This is a genomic window from Halosegnis rubeus (genome assembly GCF_009184545.1).
Classification (GTDB): Archaea; Halobacteriota; Halobacteria; order Halobacteriales; family Haloarculaceae; genus Halosegnis; species Halosegnis rubeus.
The window spans coordinates 59242-75317 of record NZ_QJOW01000001.1 but is presented as its reverse complement, the minus strand read 5'-3'; the positions used below and the strand labels follow the sequence as shown (position 1 = coordinate 75317).

Annotated in this window: 16 protein-coding genes and 1 pseudogene; 8 read left to right on the top strand and 9 right to left on the bottom strand. The window is 64.9% G+C overall.

Annotated elements, in window-relative coordinates:
* Nucleotides 1-2: 2 nt before the first annotated feature.
* Entirely contained in the window at nucleotides 3-362 is a 360-nt protein-coding gene (locus tag DMP03_RS00405) for a hypothetical protein (protein ID WP_152118771.1), read from the bottom strand.
* Between the two features lie 59 nt (nucleotides 363-421).
* A pseudogene (locus DMP03_RS00400) lies at nucleotides 422-628 on the bottom strand (zinc ribbon domain-containing protein); the annotation flags it as partial.
* 35 nt (nucleotides 629-663) lie between these two features.
* On the opposite strand from DMP03_RS00400, the gene DMP03_RS00395 reads away from it, so the two are divergent.
* On the top strand, nucleotides 664-1104 hold the full coding sequence (locus tag DMP03_RS00395) for a PaaI family thioesterase (protein ID WP_152118770.1): 441 nt from the start codon (nucleotides 664-666) through the stop codon (nucleotides 1102-1104).
* Here the strand turns inward: DMP03_RS00395 and DMP03_RS00390 are convergent.
* Nucleotides 1101-3014 (bottom strand): NAD-binding protein, encoded by a 1914-nt coding sequence (locus DMP03_RS00390; RefSeq protein ID WP_172967068.1) that lies wholly within the window; start codon nucleotides 3012-3014, stop codon nucleotides 1101-1103. The genes DMP03_RS00395 and DMP03_RS00390 overlap by 4 nt on opposite strands.
* Nucleotides 3015-3072: 58 nt before the next feature.
* Nucleotides 3073-3984, bottom strand: a complete 912-nt coding sequence (locus DMP03_RS00385; protein WP_152118768.1) for an MBL fold metallo-hydrolase — start codon at nucleotides 3982-3984, stop codon at nucleotides 3073-3075.
* An 84-nt stretch (nucleotides 3985-4068) separates the two neighbouring features.
* Here DMP03_RS00385 and serS point away from each other — a divergent pair, with 84 nt between their 5' ends.
* Complete coding sequence (gene serS / locus DMP03_RS00380; protein ID WP_152118767.1) at nucleotides 4069-5445, top strand: serine--tRNA ligase; 1377 nt, start codon at nucleotides 4069-4071, stop codon at nucleotides 5443-5445.
* A gap of 1 nt (nucleotide 5446) precedes the next feature.
* On the opposite strand, the gene DMP03_RS00375 is transcribed toward serS, so the two are convergent.
* From DMP03_RS00375 to DMP03_RS00365, 3 genes are all read right to left on the bottom strand, one after another.
* Nucleotides 5447-5779 (bottom strand): nuclear transport factor 2 family protein, encoded by a 333-nt coding sequence (locus DMP03_RS00375; protein ID WP_152118766.1) that lies wholly within the window; start codon nucleotides 5777-5779, stop codon nucleotides 5447-5449.
* A 48-nt stretch (nucleotides 5780-5827) separates the two neighbouring features.
* The gene (rnz, locus tag DMP03_RS00370) at nucleotides 5828-6754 is read right to left on the bottom strand and encodes a ribonuclease Z (RefSeq protein ID WP_152118765.1); all 927 of its coding nucleotides are present in this window, start codon (nucleotides 6752-6754) and stop codon (nucleotides 5828-5830) included.
* Nucleotides 6755-6868: 114 nt separating this feature from the next.
* Entirely contained in the window at nucleotides 6869-8143 is a 1275-nt protein-coding gene (locus tag DMP03_RS00365) for an RNA-guided endonuclease InsQ/TnpB family protein (RefSeq protein WP_152118764.1), read from the bottom strand.
* A gap of 132 nt (nucleotides 8144-8275) precedes the next feature.
* On the opposite strand from DMP03_RS00365, the gene DMP03_RS00360 reads away from it, so the two are divergent.
* Complete coding sequence (locus tag DMP03_RS00360) at nucleotides 8276-8947, top strand: DUF4382 domain-containing protein (protein ID WP_152118763.1); 672 nt, start codon at nucleotides 8276-8278, stop codon at nucleotides 8945-8947.
* Between the two features lie 21 nt (nucleotides 8948-8968).
* Here DMP03_RS00360 and prf1 read toward each other — a convergent pair whose 3' ends face one another.
* The gene (prf1, locus tag DMP03_RS00355; protein WP_152118762.1) at nucleotides 8969-10222 is read right to left on the bottom strand and encodes a peptide chain release factor aRF-1; all 1254 of its coding nucleotides are present in this window, start codon (nucleotides 10220-10222) and stop codon (nucleotides 8969-8971) included.
* 90 nt (nucleotides 10223-10312) lie between these two features.
* Between prf1 and DMP03_RS14090 the strand changes: the two genes are divergently transcribed.
* On the top strand, nucleotides 10313-10459 hold the full coding sequence (locus tag DMP03_RS14090; protein ID WP_172967026.1) for a hypothetical protein: 147 nt from the start codon (nucleotides 10313-10315) through the stop codon (nucleotides 10457-10459).
* Here DMP03_RS14090 and argS read toward each other — a convergent pair whose 3' ends face one another.
* Nucleotides 10460-12190, bottom strand: coding sequence for an arginine--tRNA ligase (argS, locus tag DMP03_RS00350; RefSeq protein ID WP_152118761.1), 1731 nt, complete (start codon nucleotides 12188-12190; stop codon nucleotides 10460-10462).
* A gap of 524 nt (nucleotides 12191-12714) precedes the next feature.
* Between argS and twy1 the strand changes: the two genes are divergently transcribed.
* The 4 genes from twy1 to DMP03_RS00330 all read left to right on the top strand — a co-directional run bounded on the left by twy1 (nucleotide 12715) and on the right by DMP03_RS00330 (nucleotide 16056).
* A complete protein-coding gene (twy1, locus tag DMP03_RS00345; protein ID WP_152118760.1) occupies nucleotides 12715-13668 on the top strand; it encodes a 4-demethylwyosine synthase TYW1 in 954 nt (317 codons plus the stop codon).
* Nucleotides 13669-13734: 66 nt separating this feature from the next.
* Nucleotides 13735-14433 (top strand): DUF120 domain-containing protein, encoded by a 699-nt coding sequence (locus DMP03_RS00340; protein ID WP_152118759.1) that lies wholly within the window; start codon nucleotides 13735-13737, stop codon nucleotides 14431-14433.
* Nucleotides 14417-15076, top strand: a complete 660-nt coding sequence (ribB, locus tag DMP03_RS00335) for a 3,4-dihydroxy-2-butanone-4-phosphate synthase (RefSeq protein ID WP_152118758.1) — start codon at nucleotides 14417-14419, stop codon at nucleotides 15074-15076. Before DMP03_RS00340 ends, ribB begins: the two co-directional genes overlap by 17 nt.
* Before the next feature lie 44 nt (nucleotides 15077-15120).
* Nucleotides 15121-16056 carry a branched-chain amino acid transaminase gene (locus DMP03_RS00330; RefSeq protein WP_152118757.1) on the top strand — a complete coding sequence of 312 codons (936 nt, stop codon included), beginning with the start codon at nucleotides 15121-15123 and terminating at the stop codon, nucleotides 16054-16056.
* The last annotated feature ends 20 nt before the right edge of the window (nucleotides 16057-16076 follow it).

The window sequence follows — 16076 nt, the reverse complement described above, 5'->3', positions numbered from 1 at the left end:
GATTACTGTCGACCGAGGAATGTCGCCCGGCCGGAGGTTCCGTCCGGGCCGTGGTCGGTGATTTTGATGTCGATGGTGTCGTTCACCGAGACGCCGCTCGGAATATCCTCGACGAACACGTACAGCCCCTGAATCGAGACGCGCGCGGTGTCGCCGCCGTCGACGAGCTCCTGTACGACAGTCGTGTGTTCGCTGCCGACCGGGGCAACGTCGCTCGGGTCGCGTTGCTGTGCGGCTTCGTGGGCGGCCTGTGCCTCGGGGTCGTCGTACTTGTCGTCGCCGTTGCCTCGCAGCAGGGCGGCGAGACCGGCGAGCACGACCAGTCCGCCGACGGCCGCCGCAATCGTCGTGGGTTCGACCATACCGGGGCGACGAAGAGCACTGGCTTCAACACACGGGACGACACGTGAACTGCCCCACCCTACCGCTCGCCTGACGGCTCGCGCTTGAGGGTGGGGCTTCCTGTTTCGACGACGCGCTTTGCAGATACAGGTGTATCCACAGGGAGCGCAGTCTCCACAGGCGTTAATTCGGAGCGTCCCGCTCCTAACCGCTTTGTGATACCGCGAGAACGAATGTTCCACGCCGCGTTCGCGTCTCTATCTGCCTCGAACCCACACGAGGGACAGTAATCTTTCTCACACGGTGGGCCGTTCGCCGAGTATGGACGTTGCGACGCTGTTCGAGCAGATGCCCTTCGCACAACACGTCGGTATCGAGATGACGGCCGCCGAGGACGGACACGCCGCCGGCCACATCGAACTGGGGGATGAACACACCTCCTCGCCGGACAACGGTGTCGCCCACGGGGGCGTGGCCTACACGCTGGCTGACACGGTCGGTGGGGCCGCGGTCATCTCTCGGGCCGGCAAGCCGACCCCGACCATCGACATGCGAATCGACTATCTCGCGCCCGGCGATGGTGACCGGATAGAAGCGACGGCAGACCTCGTCCGGTCCGGCAGCAGCGTCGCCGTCGCCGACGTGACCGTCACGGACGGCGACGGCCGACAGATAGCCGAGGCTCGGGGGGTCTACAAAACCGGCGGCGGCGAGGGTGGAAACGCGTGGCGGGACGGCAAGGAGATTCCGTACGACGATTAACGACTACAGTACTCCATCGCCTCGCGAACGCCCTCTTTCTGCCCGATGAGCGTGATTCGGTCGCCGGCTTCGAGCACGGAGTCGGCACTCGGCACCCGCGTCTCGCCGTCGCGCGCGACGAGCGTGATGAGCGTCCCCGACGGGAGGTCCGGACCGATCTCACGTATCGGGCGTCCGATGAGCTCCTCGTTAGTCACTTCGACCTCCTGTACGTCGCCCGAACGGCCGATTTCGCCCATCCAGTCGGCCAGCGCCGGGCGCTCGATGGCGTTGTCGAGCGCCTGTGCGGTGGCGAGCGTCGAGGAGATGGTCCGGACGCCGAGGTCCTCGAACGCGTCGACGTTGTCGGGGTCGTTGGCGCGGGCGATGACCGTCTCCACGCCGAACTTCGAGGAGGCGAGCTGTGCGACAAGCAGGTTCGCGTCGTCGTCGCCGGTGGCGGCGGCGACGATTCGTGCGTTGTCCACGCCGGCGGTCTTGAGCACCTCCGTGTCGGTGCCGTCACCGATGTGGACCGTGTGGCCCTCGTTGCGAGCGGCCTCGACCTGTGTTTCGTCGTTCTCGACGATGACGACGTTCTCTCCTCTCTCTTCGAGGCGACCGGCGAGCGTCCGGCCCACCCGTCCACCTCCGATAACGAGTACACGCATTGGAATCACGTCGAGGTAGTCCGCGAGATACCGCGCGAGGCCGCCCTCGAATACGACCGTCGCGAGGATGACGAGGAAGACGACACTGACCAACAGCGTCGCGCCCTGTGCCAGTTGGTCTGCCTGAGCAATCATGCCGGCCTCTCGGAGTTCCGTCGCCCGCGTCTGCATCTCGACGGCGAACAGCGTCGCGACCGACGCCGGGATGATACCGCGGGGACCGACCAGGCTCATGAACACTTTCTCTTCAGTTGTGAACCGGTCGCCGATGGTGGAGACGAAGACGAGCACCGGTCGGATGACGAGCGCGACCGCGACGACGACGACGATACCCCGGTAGCCGAGGCTGACGAGCTGGCCGAAGTCGAGCAGCGCCGCGAGCGCGATGAAGACGAACGACAGGACGACGAGCGTCACGTCGCCTTTGAACTCGGCGATATTCTCCTCGTAGGGAATGTCCATGTTACCGAGGACGACCCCGGCGGTCGCGACCGCGGCGACGCCCGCCTCGGCGGCGAAGTAGTTCGCGACCGCGTACGCGACGAGCGCGCCCGCGAGCACGAGCAGTCGGGCGTTCTGTGGGGCGTTCCCCGGCGAGAGGTCGATGTAGCGAAGCAGATACCACAACACCGCCGCGACGGTGATGCCGACGACCACGCCGATGCCGAGCCGCTCGACGAACAGCGTGGGGAAGTTCCCCTGGTTGGGGTTCATGATGAGTTTGAACACGGCGACAGCCGCGATGGCGGCGGTCACGTCGTTGACGATACCCTCGGTTTCGAGCGCCGCTTCGACGCGGTCTCGGACGGCCACCACCTCGACGATGGGCGCGATGACGGTCGGTCCGGTCGCGACGAGCAGCGCCCCGATGAGAAAGGAGATGTCCCACGCCACGCCGAAGGTGAACTTCGTCACGGCGGCCGTCGCCAGCAGCGCGATGAGTGCACCGACGGTGACGAGTCGAACGTTCTCCGCGGGAGCCTCTCTGAGATTGTCGAGACGGAGGTGGAAGGCCCCCTCGAAGACGATAATCGCGACCGAGAGTCCGACGATGGCGGGGAGCGAACTCCCGAACGAGCCACGCGTCACGAGCGCCGACTCGAGCACGAGTCCGGAACCGGGCCCTAACGCGAGTCCGGCGGCGATGAGGAAGATGATACTCGGCAGCTGGAACCGGTCTGCGAGTATCTGTGCGCCGACTCCCAGCCCGATAATGGCTGCGACGGTCGCGATGAGCACGCTCGAACCACCAGCCATCAGAGACCCTCCATCGTCTCTTGGTTCAGGAGGCTACCTATTAATCCCCGAGATGATGCGGTCACTCCTCGCGGGCGTCGAGATACCCCAAGACGCCGCGGACGTTCATCGCCGCCTCGTTGTACACCTTCTCGTCGGGCCACGGCTCCGTCCCCTCGACGCGTGTGGCGACCGCCTCAACGACCGCCGCGTCGGTCTCGTGTTCCGTGCGCGCCTGTTCGACCCGTTCCACCCACTCCGTGAGGACGCGCTCGTAGGTATCGAGTTTCTCACCCGTGTCGGCCGGGCCGAAGTGCGGGTACAGCAGGACGGCGGGGTCGATGTCGCGGATCGTGTCGATATCGGCGAGACACTGCTCGAAGTCGAAGTTCGACGGCGGCGACGTGGGGCGAATCTCGCCCGTCTGGCGGACGTACAAGCCGGCCGCGTCGGCCGTGAAGACGGCGTCGTCGTCGGGGCTGTAGAAGAGACACTGATGGGGAGCGTGACCCGGTGCGTCGTGGACGTGGAGCGTCCGGTCGCCGATGTCGAGTTCGTCCCCGTCGTGAAGCTCCTCGATGCGCGATTCCGGAATCGGCTTCGGCTCGCGGTAGTACTGGAACTGGTCGCCGACGGCGCGGCGGGTCCCCTCCCAGAGGCGTTCGGGGTCGGCGAGGTGGTGCGCGCCGACGGCCGGACAGTGGACGGTCGCGTTCTCGCAGGCGTCAGCGAGATAGCCGGCCCCGCCCGCGTGGTCGAGATGGACGTGCGTGGGGACGATGTTCGCCACGTCGTCGTGGTCGATACCGACCTCGCCGAGGGCGGCGAGGGTCTTCTCCACGTCCGGTCCCATCCCGGTATCGACGACTGTGGGTTCGGGCGCGTCGATGATGTAGACCGCTCCGTACTCCGGGGTGTCGTACATCCCGGTGTCGAAGTAGTAGATGTCCGAAACCGACTCCTGTGTGATCTCGTGTACGTCGACGGTGACCATAGCCCGTCTCCGTCGCCGCGATAGTAAAGTGGCGGTGTCACACGCCACCGACATTCCTTTGCCGGCGAGTCGTGAATTCCGACTATGTTATCACGGCAGTTTGTCCGCGAAAACCCCGACGAGGTGCGGCGTGCCCTCGACACGAAAGGCGTCGACGTGGACCTCGCCCACGTGCTCGAAATCGACGAGGAGTGGCGCGAGCTCAAATCGAAGGGCGACGACCTCCGGAAGGAGCGCAACGAGATCTCATCGCGTATCGGCCAGCTCAAACAGGAGGGCAAAGCGGAGGAAGCACAGGACGCAATCGACCGGTCGGGCGAGCTAAAAGCCGAAATCGAGACCGTCGAGGAGCGCGCCGACGAGCTGGAGTCGGAACTCGAACACGCGCTGCTCACGCTGCCGAACGTCCCGGTCGAGGAGGCCCCCGTGGGCGACGACGAGTCGGACAACGTGGAACTCCGACGCGAGGGATTCGAGGAGCTGCGTACCCTCCCCGATGAGGTCGCTCCCCACTACGACATCGGCGAGCAGTTGGACATCCTCGATTTCGAGCGCGGCGCGAAGGTGTCGGGCGGCGGCTTCTACTTCACGAAGGGCGAGGGCGCAATGCTGGAGCACGCGCTCATCCAGTTCTTCCTCGAGACCCACCGCGAGCAGTCGTACGAGGACGTGTTCCCACCGATTCCGGTCAACTCGGCCTCGATGCGGGGGACCGGTCAGTTTCCGAAGTTCGTGGAAGACGCCTACCGGCTGGGCGGTGACAACGATGAACCGTACGACGACGACGACCTCTGGCTGCTCCCGACCGCGGAGGTGCCGGTCACGAACATGTACCGCGGCGAGATTCTGCTTGACGACGACCTCCCGTTGAAAAAGCAGGCGTACTCGCCGAACTTCCGGCGCGAGGCCGGCGAACACGGCACCGAGACGCGGGGGATGGTCCGGTCACACCAGTTCAACAAGGTCGAACTCGTCAACTTCGTCCGTCCAGAAGAGAGCGAAGACCGGTTCGAGGAGCTCGTCGCGGAGGCGTGTTCGGTGCTCGACGCGCTGGAACTCCCCTACCGCGTGCTCGAGATGTGTACCGGCGACATGGGGTTCACGCAGGCGAAGAAGTACGACATCGAGGTGTGGGCACCGGGCAACGACGACGAGGACGGCCCGGAAGAGGGGGGTCGCTGGCTCGAAGTCTCGTCGGTGTCGAACTTCCACGACTTCCAGGCACGGCGGGCGGACATCCAGTACCGACCGGAGCGCCACGAGTCGGCGGAGTATCTTCACACGCTGAACGGGTCGGGGGTCGCCGTCCCGCGGGTCGTCGTCGCGATTCTCGAATACTACCAGAACGCCGACGACACCGTCGACGTGCCCGAGGTGCTCCAGTCGTATATGGGGACCGACACCATCGAGGGGTCGGAGCCGGTCGGCGAGTCGGCGGTCGGCGCAGGCAAAAAAGAGTAGCTCACGCCGGGTGCGTGTAGGTCGTCAGCGCGTACAGCTTCTCGTTTTCGAAGCGAAACGTGTCCACGAAGGAGAACATCGGCTCACCCGAAGCGCGTCTGAGCGTCCCTTCGGCGGCGACACCGGCGTCGCTCTCGTAGATGGCCGTGAGTTCGTGGCTCGTCTCGGTGTCGGGGCGGTCGTCGCGCATGAACGCGACGAAGGCATCGGCCCCGTCGAGTCGCATGTCGCCGCGGTCGTGGACGAAATCGTCGGCCAACAGCGCGCGCAACTCCTCGTACTCGTCGGCGTCGATGGCGTGGTAGTAGCGCTCGACTGCGTCGTAGCGGTCCATACCCGAGCAACGGCGGGCAGGGAGAAAGGGGTGGCGCGGCCGAGTCGATTAGTCGTCGGGGTACGGAACCTCGATTTCGTCGCCGTCGTCGGGGAGGAAGGCCTCGCCGTCGAAGAACGCCTGGCCCTCGTCCTCGATGTCGTACTCGTGGCCGGCATACCGGGAGGAGACGTGCGTGAGTGCGAGTCGCTTCGCGTTCGCGCGGTTGGCGATTTCGGCGGCCTGAACGGCCGTCGAGTGGCCCGTCTCGCCGGCGCGCTCGCGTCGGTCGTCGAGGAAGGTCGCGTCGTGGATGAGCAGGTCGGCGTCGGCGGCCGCCTCGACGGTCGCACCGATTGGGCGGGTGTCGCCGGTGTACGCGACCGTCCGGCCGGGACGCGGGTCACCGACGACCTCGTCGGGGTGGACGACGGTGCCGTCGTCGAGTTCGACCGCGTCACCGGCGTGGAGCGTCGAGAACCTCGGCCCGACGGGAACGCCGAGTTCCTCGGCGCGCTCGCGGTCGAATCGGCCCTTGCGGTCGTCTTCGATGAGCGCGTAGCCGACGGACTTCGCGCGGTGGTCCGTCTCGAAGGCGCGAACCTCGTACTCCTCTGCGTCGAGGACGGTGTCGCCGGGACCGACCTCGTGGACGCGAACGGGGTAGGAGGGGCGCGCGCCGGTCGCGCTGGTGAGATTCCGGACGAGCTGGCGAGTGCCGTTGGGCGTGTGGATGGCGATGGCGCGGTCGCGCTCGTTGAAGTCCCACGTCTGGAGCAGGCCCGGCAGTCCGAGCACGTGGTCGCCGTGCGTGTGGCTGAGAAAGATGTGGTCGATACCGAAGCCGGTTCCAAACCGCATCATCTGTCGTTGTGTCCCCTCGCCACAGTCGAAGAGGAAACAATCCCCCTCGCGGCGGAGGAACACCGAACTCGTGTTCCGCTGGCCCGTCGGAACGGCCCCACTCGTCCCGAGGAAGGTGACGGCAAGTGTCATACGGACACCAGTGGCGGGGGCGGTAAACGGGTGTCGAAGCGCGGCGTCGACAAGTGAGTGACACGACCGTCCCGCTGTCCGGCGATTCGACTTCAGAGCGTAAACTACCCCACCCTACTCGCTCACGGCGTCGCCGTTCGCTTCGTTGAGGGTGGGGCTTTCGCGTGGACTCCCGTTCTGGCCTTCATAGGCAGGCTCGTACTCGCCGTTCACGTTCAACATCCCGCGATTCAAGCGCACGTCTACGGGTGCGCCTCCGTCCGACGACGTTTGCGCCGCGCGGAGATACTTCAGACCGATGTTCTTCGCCGCGTTATAGTCGGCGTTCACTTCGTAGCCACACTTCTGGCAACAGAACCGCTCTTGCGTCTGGCGGTTCTCGCGGAGCGTCGTCCCGCACTTGGAACACCGTTGGGAGGTGTACTCGGGATTTACCTGTCCAATCGAGATACCAACTATCTCGGCTTTGTACTCGACGTACTCGAACAGGCGTCGGAACGCCCAGGCGTGGAACTTCTTAGCGCGAGGCATCCGCTCACGAATCCCAGTCAGGTTCTCAAACGCGATCACGTCGCAATCATTCGCGATAGCTTCCGCGACGAGTTCTTTCGAGACGGTGTGTAAGAAGTGGTCGTAGCGTCCCGTCTCGGTGCGCCCGACCGACTGGATAGTTTCGTGAGCAGCTCGCGTTTCACGCTGTTGAAGCGACCCCCGTCGCTTCTCGAACTCACGATGCCAGTGGTTCACCTCCGACCCGTTCCAGAACGTTCCTGTGGACGTGACGGCGACGTTTTCGATGCCGAGGTCAACGCCGAGGACTGTGCTGTGCTCGTCGTTGCCGTCGTCGGCAGTCTCGGACTCCACGTCCGCCTTTGTTCGGACGTGAAGATAGAACTCGCCGTCTCGGTAGTGGAGTTCTGCGCCCGTCACTTCGTAGTCGTCGTTGAATAGATACTCCGAGTGGGGTGTCTCGCGGCTCTCGTCAGGAAGAACGTACTCGGCAGTGATGCGTCCTTCAACGGTTGAGAGTGTGGCGTGGTCGTCGTTGAACGTCGCACACCGCTTGTCGTAGACAAGCGTCGGCGCGGAGAAGTTCGGCTTTCCCGCATAGTCACCGTGCTTCCAACGCGCGACGACGCCTTTCACCGCTTCGGCGGCCTTGTTGCGGGCGTTCTGGACGAGGTTCGCTTGGAGCCTCGTTTCGGCCCGCACGTCGTCGTAGGTTTCGCGTTGAAGTTCGGCTTTGCTCGTCGTCTTGTACTCGCCTTGCCACGCGTGGTCTACGACGTAGTTAGCGGCCCACAGGAACTCGGAGATGGTTTCGTGGAGAAGGTCGGCGTCGCTGTCGGCCACGTCGAGTTTGACGGGGACAGTGCGACGTACCTCCATCCGTACGTCAGACGTAGGCTGCAGTCTTTATACTACTAACGGCTTGTGAGGGAGTCGGCCAGCCATCGAGCTTGGGGAGCGTAGTACCGGGTCGGTTTCCTCTCCGACCTACTCGCTCGCTACGCTCGCTCCCTGAGGTCGGAGGCTCCACCTTGCATTACGCTGAAGGGAGCGAACTCGTCGCTCGTCGATGAGTACGACGTTGCGAGCGGCGACTACACGAAGGTGTTCTTGAACGTGAGCGAGGTAGACGGGAGGCTCACATCCGGCGAATCGGCGGACGTGAAGCTTCCGTCCGGCAAGCTCCAACTGAACCAGAACTTCACCGTCGAGAGCGGCTCGTCGGTCGACTTCGTCTACGACATCAACGTCGTGGAGCGAGGGAACGGCGGCTACAATATCCGTCCGGTCGCGAGCGAGTCGGGGACCGACGTACCAATCAAGCGCGTCGACGACCCCGAGGCGTCAGAGAGCGAGGACGCGACGGGCGACGACGCGGAGACGACGACGCCGACCGCGAGCGGTGAGCTTTCGGCCACCTTCGAGGGAATCGTCATCGCCGGTGAGAACACGACCGTCCACGTCGCACGGGACGGCGAGGTCGTCGAGGGCGCGACCGTCACGTACGACGGCACCGAGTACACGACCGACGCGAACGGTGAGGTGACGTTTGCGGTGCCGAGCGACGCCGAGGAGATCGAGGTCACCGTCGACTATGAGGGAGCCGAAACCGAGCTGACGGCGACGGTGCAGTCGGGCAACGGCCCGACACCGGTACCAGAAGGAACAGCGACGAGTAACTAACGCGGCGAGCGTTTTTGACGTTTACACGCCAGTCGAGTAGCGTAAAATGCCGGCAATCCCACCGAAGGCAGTCAGCAGCTGCTCGCCCTTCTCGAAGTCCGTCGAGATGAACTTCGTCTCCGTGCCGCGCTGTTCGGCGATGTCGATGAGGTGTTCGATGACGTCCTCGCGGTTCTCGTCGTCACCCTCAACGACCTCGCCACACTCGCTGCACTCATGGTCGGAGGTGTTCTTCCGGCGGTCGATGACCTCCCGCTCCTCGTGACCGTTCGAACACTCGTAGGTGACCACGTCGTCGCGGAGGTCCTCGGAGATGAGCAGGCGGTCGACCGAGCCCATGATGAGGTTGCGACGGGTCTGCTCGAAGCCGTAGGTGGCTTTCTCCCCGTCGTGTAGCTCTTTGAAGAACTCGTTCATCTGCTCTTTGTCCTTCATCACCTCTGTCTCGGCGAGTACGTCCTCTGCGGCGTCGACGAGGTCATACAGCCCGGACTCGTCGGTGTATGACACGTCGAACTTCCCGAGGACGCTGTCCTGAAGCTCGTGGTGGAGGTAGTCGCCGTCGAGGAACTCGTCTTTCGTCGGCGAGGGACCGCCGACGATGATGCCGTCGATTTCGTGGCGTTTGGCGACGAACAGATCGTTTGCCATCTCCGCGACCTCCTGATAGAAGTTGTCGATGGCTTCCAGTCGGAGACGGGCGAATCGCTGGGCGGACTGGCCACCCTTACGCTGCTTGCCGGGGACGAGCGACGACGCCGACTTGACCGGCTCGACGCGTTTCCCCTTCAGCCAGCCGACGTTCGCCTCGCGTCGGTCCAAGACGATGAGCCCGAACAGCCCCTTGTCCGCGAGCATGTGTTCGAGCGGGTCGGTGAGGAACGCCGAGTCACAGTGATAGCGGAACGACTCGACGGGGTCGGGTGGCGATTCGAGGACGCGCGTAATCATGTCCGTCTGGCCGCCGCCGCTGTTGATCGCCCCGGAGAACATGACCATCCCGTTTTCCGGCGGGCGCACGTCGTAGTACTTGAGTCGGTCCTTCAGCGACGTGAGCGCGTCTTGGACGGCGGTGCGGGTCTGTTTCGACTTGATGTTGGACGCCTCGGAGTGTTCCTGGGTGATGTGGGCGGCCACGTCGGAGATGAGCCGGTCTTCGGGGATGTAGATGCTCACCAACTGCGTGCCGGAGCCTTCGTACTCCTGTAGCTCCTCGATGACCTTTCGGAAGTCGTACTTCTGTTTGTCCGACTTCTCCTGTTCCTGCTGGCTCATTACACGCGCTACGGTAATGCGTCGTAAGTACCTGTTGACCGCTTGCGCCGAGTCGTGAGGATTTAAGCCTCGCGTCCCCCCACCAGAGGTATGCCCGACCCAGACAACGTCGATACGAACATCCCGCTGTCGTGGATTGTCATCTTCCTGTTGCTCGCGCTCGGTCTCGGCGCGGCCGCCGTCCAGTTCGCCGGCGGGACGCTCATCAACTCCGGCGGCTTCGTTCTTCCCCTCTGATTACATCGACACCGGCGCTTCCACGCCGATGATGTCGAGTGCGTTCGCCATCGTGTGGCGAGCCGCGGCCACGAGCGCGACGCGAGCGTCGCGCACCTCCCCCTCGGCCGACAGCACCGGACACTCGCGGTAGAAGGCGTTGAACGCCTCGGCGAGGTCACGCGTGTACGTCGCAATCTGGTGTGGCTGGAGATCTGTGGCTGCCTCGTCGATGACGCCCTCGAAGCGCGCGATCTCACGCAGCAGGTCGCGGGCTTCCGGTTCGGTGAGCGCATCCACGTCGCCGTCGGGTACCTCGCCGGCGTCGTCGAGGATACCACAACAACGCGCGTGGACGTACTGGACGTACGGCGCGGACTGCGCCTCGAAGTCGAGCGCGCGCTCCCACTCGAAGGTGATGGCCTTCGTCGGCTGTTTGCTCACGATGTCGTACCGAACCGCACCGATACCGACCTGACGGGCGATGCGCTCGATGTCCGCCTCCTCGAGATCGTCGTCGCGGTCGCGCGTGTCGAGTCGCGACTCCACCTCGTCGCGGGCGCGAACGATCGCCTCATCGAGCAGGTCATCGAGGTCGATACCCGTGCCCGCACGCGTCGACATCTTCCCCTCCGGGAGGTTCACGTACGAGTAGATGACCGATTCCAGTTGGTCGGTGTCGTTGCCGAGCAGCCCGAGCGTCTCCTTCAGCTGGCCGGCCTGGAGCTTGTGGTCTTCGCCCAACACGGTCACGGCACGGTCGTAGTTGTCGAACTTCCACTCGTGGTGGGCCAAATCGCGGGTCGTGTACAGCGACGTACCGTCAGAGCGCAAGAAGACGAGGTTCTTCTCGAAGCCGTCCAAGTCGAGTTGCCACGCATCCTCCTCGTAGACGGCCTCGTCGAGGCTCTTCAGCCGGGCGACCACGTCGTCGGTGTCGCCGTTCTTCATGAATCGCGTCTCCTTGACGAACTCGTCGAACGCCGCCGGCAGGCGCGCGAGACACTCCTTCATCCCACCGAGCACCGCGTCGACAACCTCGCCCACGCGCTCGTAGGTGTCGTCGTCGCCCGCCTCCAGCCCCTGCAGAATCGATTCGATTTCGGCTTCGGCGGCCTCGACGGCGGTCTCGTCGGCGGACTCGAGAAACTCGTTGCCCGTGCGGTAGTAGCGGACCATGTCGTACTCGATGCGGTCGCGCTCCGGCTCCGGGAGGTCGGACTCGTCGAACGTCTCGTACGCCCACGTGAAGACGGCCATCTGGCGGCCGGCGTCGTTGACGTAGTAGTGGCGGTCCACGTCGTTGCCGGCGTATTCGAGCAGGTTCGCGACGGCGTCCCCGACGATGGGGTTGCGCGCACGGCCGACGTGGACCGGGCCGGTCGGGTTCGCGCTCGTGTGTTCGACGACGACGGAGTCGCCGATCGAGTCGAGGCGGCCGCTCTCCTCGCGGACGGCGAGCGCGTCGGCGAAGTAGGTCTTGCTGGGCGTGAAATTGACGTACGGACCCTGTGTCGCGACCGAGTCGACGTAGATGGTCTCGGAGAGGTCGACCGCGTCGGCGAGCTCGCCGGCGACCTGCGGTGGTGGTGCGCCGGCTTCGCTGGCGAGTCGGAAGGCGACCGAAGACGCGAGGACGGCGTCGAACTCCTCGGGCGGAACCTCGATACCGAGGTCGTCGCTCGGATAGCCGCAGTCGTCGAGCGCGTCGGCGAGGACGGCCGAGACCTCCTCGCGGAAGGCGATGAACATGGCTCCCGTTTCCTGTGAGTGATAAAGGGGCTTGCGGAGATGATCGGTGAGCGCAGCGAGCCAATCTCAACCGACGCGGGAGCGAGCAGAGCGAGCGACACGCAGAGATGAGTGGCGGACAACGCGAGCAGTAGTAACGTAGGTAGGAACGTCGAATCACCCGTGGGAGCACGGAGTGGTAATCTATTTTGTCGCAAACAACAGTGAAATTCAACATTCAGCGCCGCTAAAACTGCGTCACTCGCGAGGACGACAAGAAGCTCGTGGTGGGCAACTCCGGGTGTATCTTCGAGAAGACGCCCAGTGGACGCAACTCGACTCTCCGGTGGAAGGCAATCTGCTCGAAGCCCGATACGGTCGGCCGGCTCCCGACAGCGAGAACGTCTACCCCGACGTGGCCGTCGGCTCCTCGGGACTCGCCGTGTTCCGACTGCCGCCGGAAGTGACCCAGAATTACCCCTCTGTTCTCATCTGTTTCGCCCCGACAGCGACGGCTTTAGGCCCGCGGCCCGCGACCGTCGGGTATGAGCGACACCGGGCCGAAACAGGTGGACGACCCGGAGTACCACAGCCGGAACCACACCGCCGCACAGACCTGCGGGTGGACGGCGAACGCCCTCCGCGGCGAAGGACGCTGTTACAAGAACACCTTCTACGGCATTCAGTCACACCGCTGTATCCAGATGACGCCCGTCGTGAAGTGCAACGAGCGGTGTGTCTTCTGCTGGCGCGACCACGCGGGCCACGCGTACGAACTCGACGAGGTCGAGTGGGACGACCCCGAAGCGGTCGTCGACGCCTCCATCGAGCTGCAGCGCAAACTGCTGTCCGGCTTCGGGGGCAACGACGAGGTTCCGCGCCGCGTCTTCGACGAGGCGATGGAGCCGCGCCACGTCGCCATCTCGCTGGACGGCGAGCCGACGCTGTACCCGTATCTGCCGGAGCTCATCGAGGCGTTTCACGACCGCGACATCACGACCTTCCTCGTCTCCAACGGCACCCGGCCCGAGGTGCTCGACGCGTGTGACCCGACCCAGCTGTACGTCTCCGTCGACGCCGCGGACCGCCACACCTTCGACGAAACGGTCGCCGCGATAGAAGACGACGCCTGGGAGCGACTGCTCGACACGCTCGACGTGCTGGCAGAGAAAGACGAGACGCGGACGGTCATCCGGACGACGCTCGTCGACGGCTTCAACATGCACACCCCGGAGTGGTACGCCGTCATGTGCGAGCGCGCCGACATCGACTTCCTGGAGATGAAAGCGTACATGTACGTCGGCCACTCCCGGAGCCGACTCGGCCACGAGAACATGCCGAGCCACGAGGAGGTGAAGGCGTTCACCGAACGCGTCGGGGAGTTCCTCCCGGACCACGACACCTTCCGCGAGGTTCCCGACTCCCGTGTCACCCTGCTCTCGCGCGACGAGGACACGTGGGTGCCGAAGCTGAAGGGCGGCAGCGAGTTCTGGTCGTAGCGTTCCACTTCTGCGATGCGTGCCAGTAACGATATGCTTAACCACGCGAAGGTCCCACTTTGAGGTATGCAAGAGCAGGTCGCGTCCGTCGGTCCGGACGAACTCACGACGCTCAAGGAACTCGCGCTCGCGGGCAGCATCGACGGGCCAACCACGGTGACGTGTGCGGTCGTCGCCGAACGGCTCGACGTCTCGAACCAGACCGCCTCCCGCCGGCTCCAGCGGCTCGAATCCGCCGGACTCATCGAGCGGGAGATGCTCGGTGACGGCCAGCGCGTCACCCTCACCGACGACGGCGAACGCGTGCTCCGCAGCGAATACGAGCAGTACCGCCACATCTTCGAGCGTGACCCGTCGGTCGCCTTCGACGGCCACGTCACCAGCGGGATGGGCGAGGGCCGCCACTACATCTCCCTGCCCGGCTACATGGAGCAGTTCGAGGAGAAACTGGGCTACGAGCCGTTCCTCGGCACACTCAACGTCGAACTCAACGACGAGTCCGTCGCCGCCCGCAGCCGGATGGACAGCTTCGAGCCTGTTCAAATCGACGGCTGGGAGGGGGAAGACCGCACCTACGGCCCGGCGTTCTGCTGGCCGGCGACCGTCGAGGCCGACGAGGCGTCGTTCGAGACGGCCCACGTCATCGCGCCCGAGCGCACCCACCACGACGCCGACAAGCTGGAGATCATCGCCCCGGTCAAGCTCCGGGACGAACTCGACCTCACGGACGACCAGGAGGTGACGGTGCGTGTCACAGCAGAGTAACGCAGCTGTCGACGCGGCAATCGCAGCCTACCGCCGCGGCGAGCCGATCTTAGTCCACGACGCCGCCGACCGGGAGGGGGAGACCGACCTCATCTACCCGGCACACGCAGTCGACGCCGACGCAGTCGCGCGGCTCCGCAACGACGCGGGCGGACTCATCTGCGTCGCGCTCTCGGACGAGGTGGCAGCGGCGTGGTCGCTCCCGTTCATGCAGGAGCAACTCGACCATCCCGCGGCGGCCGACCACGAACTCGCGTACGACGAGCGCTCGTCGTTCTCGCTGACGGTGAACCACCGCGACACGTTCACGGGCATCACCGACGCCGACCGCGCGCTCACCATCTCGCGGCTGGGCGAATCGGCCCGCGCACCCGACACGCTGGAGTTCGCGGCCGACTTCCGCGCGCCGGGGCACGTCCACCTACTCCGGGCCGCCCCCGAGCTACTGGGCGACCGACAGGGCCACACCGAACTCGCGGTTGCGCTCGCCATCGCGGCCGACCGGCCGCCGGCGGCCGTGGTGTGTGAGATGTTAGACGACGAGACGGGCGAGGCGCTCTCGCCGGCTGACGCCCGGACGTACGCCGACCGCAACGGGCTCGCTTACGTAGAGGGCGCGGACCTCATCGCGCGGCTGGCGTAGGCAGTTTCTGCGACATTTAAGTTACGAGCGACCGACGAGTTCGTATGTCCGCGTTCGAAGCGATGGAAGACGACGGTGTCATCTGGCAGAACGGCGAGTTCGTCGATTGGCGTGACGCGACGACGCACGTCCTCTCACACGGGCTCCACTACGGCTCGGGCGTCTTCGAGGGCGTCCGTGCGTACGACACACAGAAGGGGACGGCGCTGTTCCGCTGGGAGGAACACCTCGACCGACTGTACGAGAGCACCAAGCCGTACGACATGGACATCGAGCACGATCGCGAGGAGCTCACCGAGGCGACCTTGGAGCTGCTCGACCGCAACGAGCTCGAGTCGGCGTACATCCGCCCGATTGCCTTCTACGGCTACGACAGTCTCGGCGTCTCGCCGAAGGACTGCCCGACCGACGTGGCCATCGCCGCGTGGGAGTGGGGCGCATATCTCGGCGAGGAGGCCCTCAAGAACGGTATCGACGTGATGGTCTCCTCGTGGCGAAAACACGCCTCCAGTCAGATTCCGACCAACGCCAAGACGACCGGGCTGTACGTCAACAGCATGCTGGCCGGCGAGGAGGCTCGACGCAACGGTTTCGTCGAGGCCATCGTCCTCAACAAGGAGGGGAACGTCGCCGAGGGACCGGGCGAGAACATCTTCCTCGTGCGCGACGACGAAATATTCACGCCCGGACTCTCGGAGTCCATCCTCGACGGCATCACCCGCGAAACCGTCATCACGCTGGCCGAGGAGCGCGGCTACACCGTCCACGACAACGTCTCCATCTCGCGTGGCGAACTCCACACCGCCGACGAGCTGTTCTTTACTGGCTCCGCCGCCGAGGTCACCCCCATCAAGCAGGTGGACAACGTCACCATCGGCTCGGGAACCCGTGGCCCGGTCACCGAGGAACTCCAGACCGCCTTCTTCGACCTCGTCGAGCGCAAGACGGACGACCACGACGAGTGGTTCACCTACGTCTGAGCCGGTCGAATAGTCACACC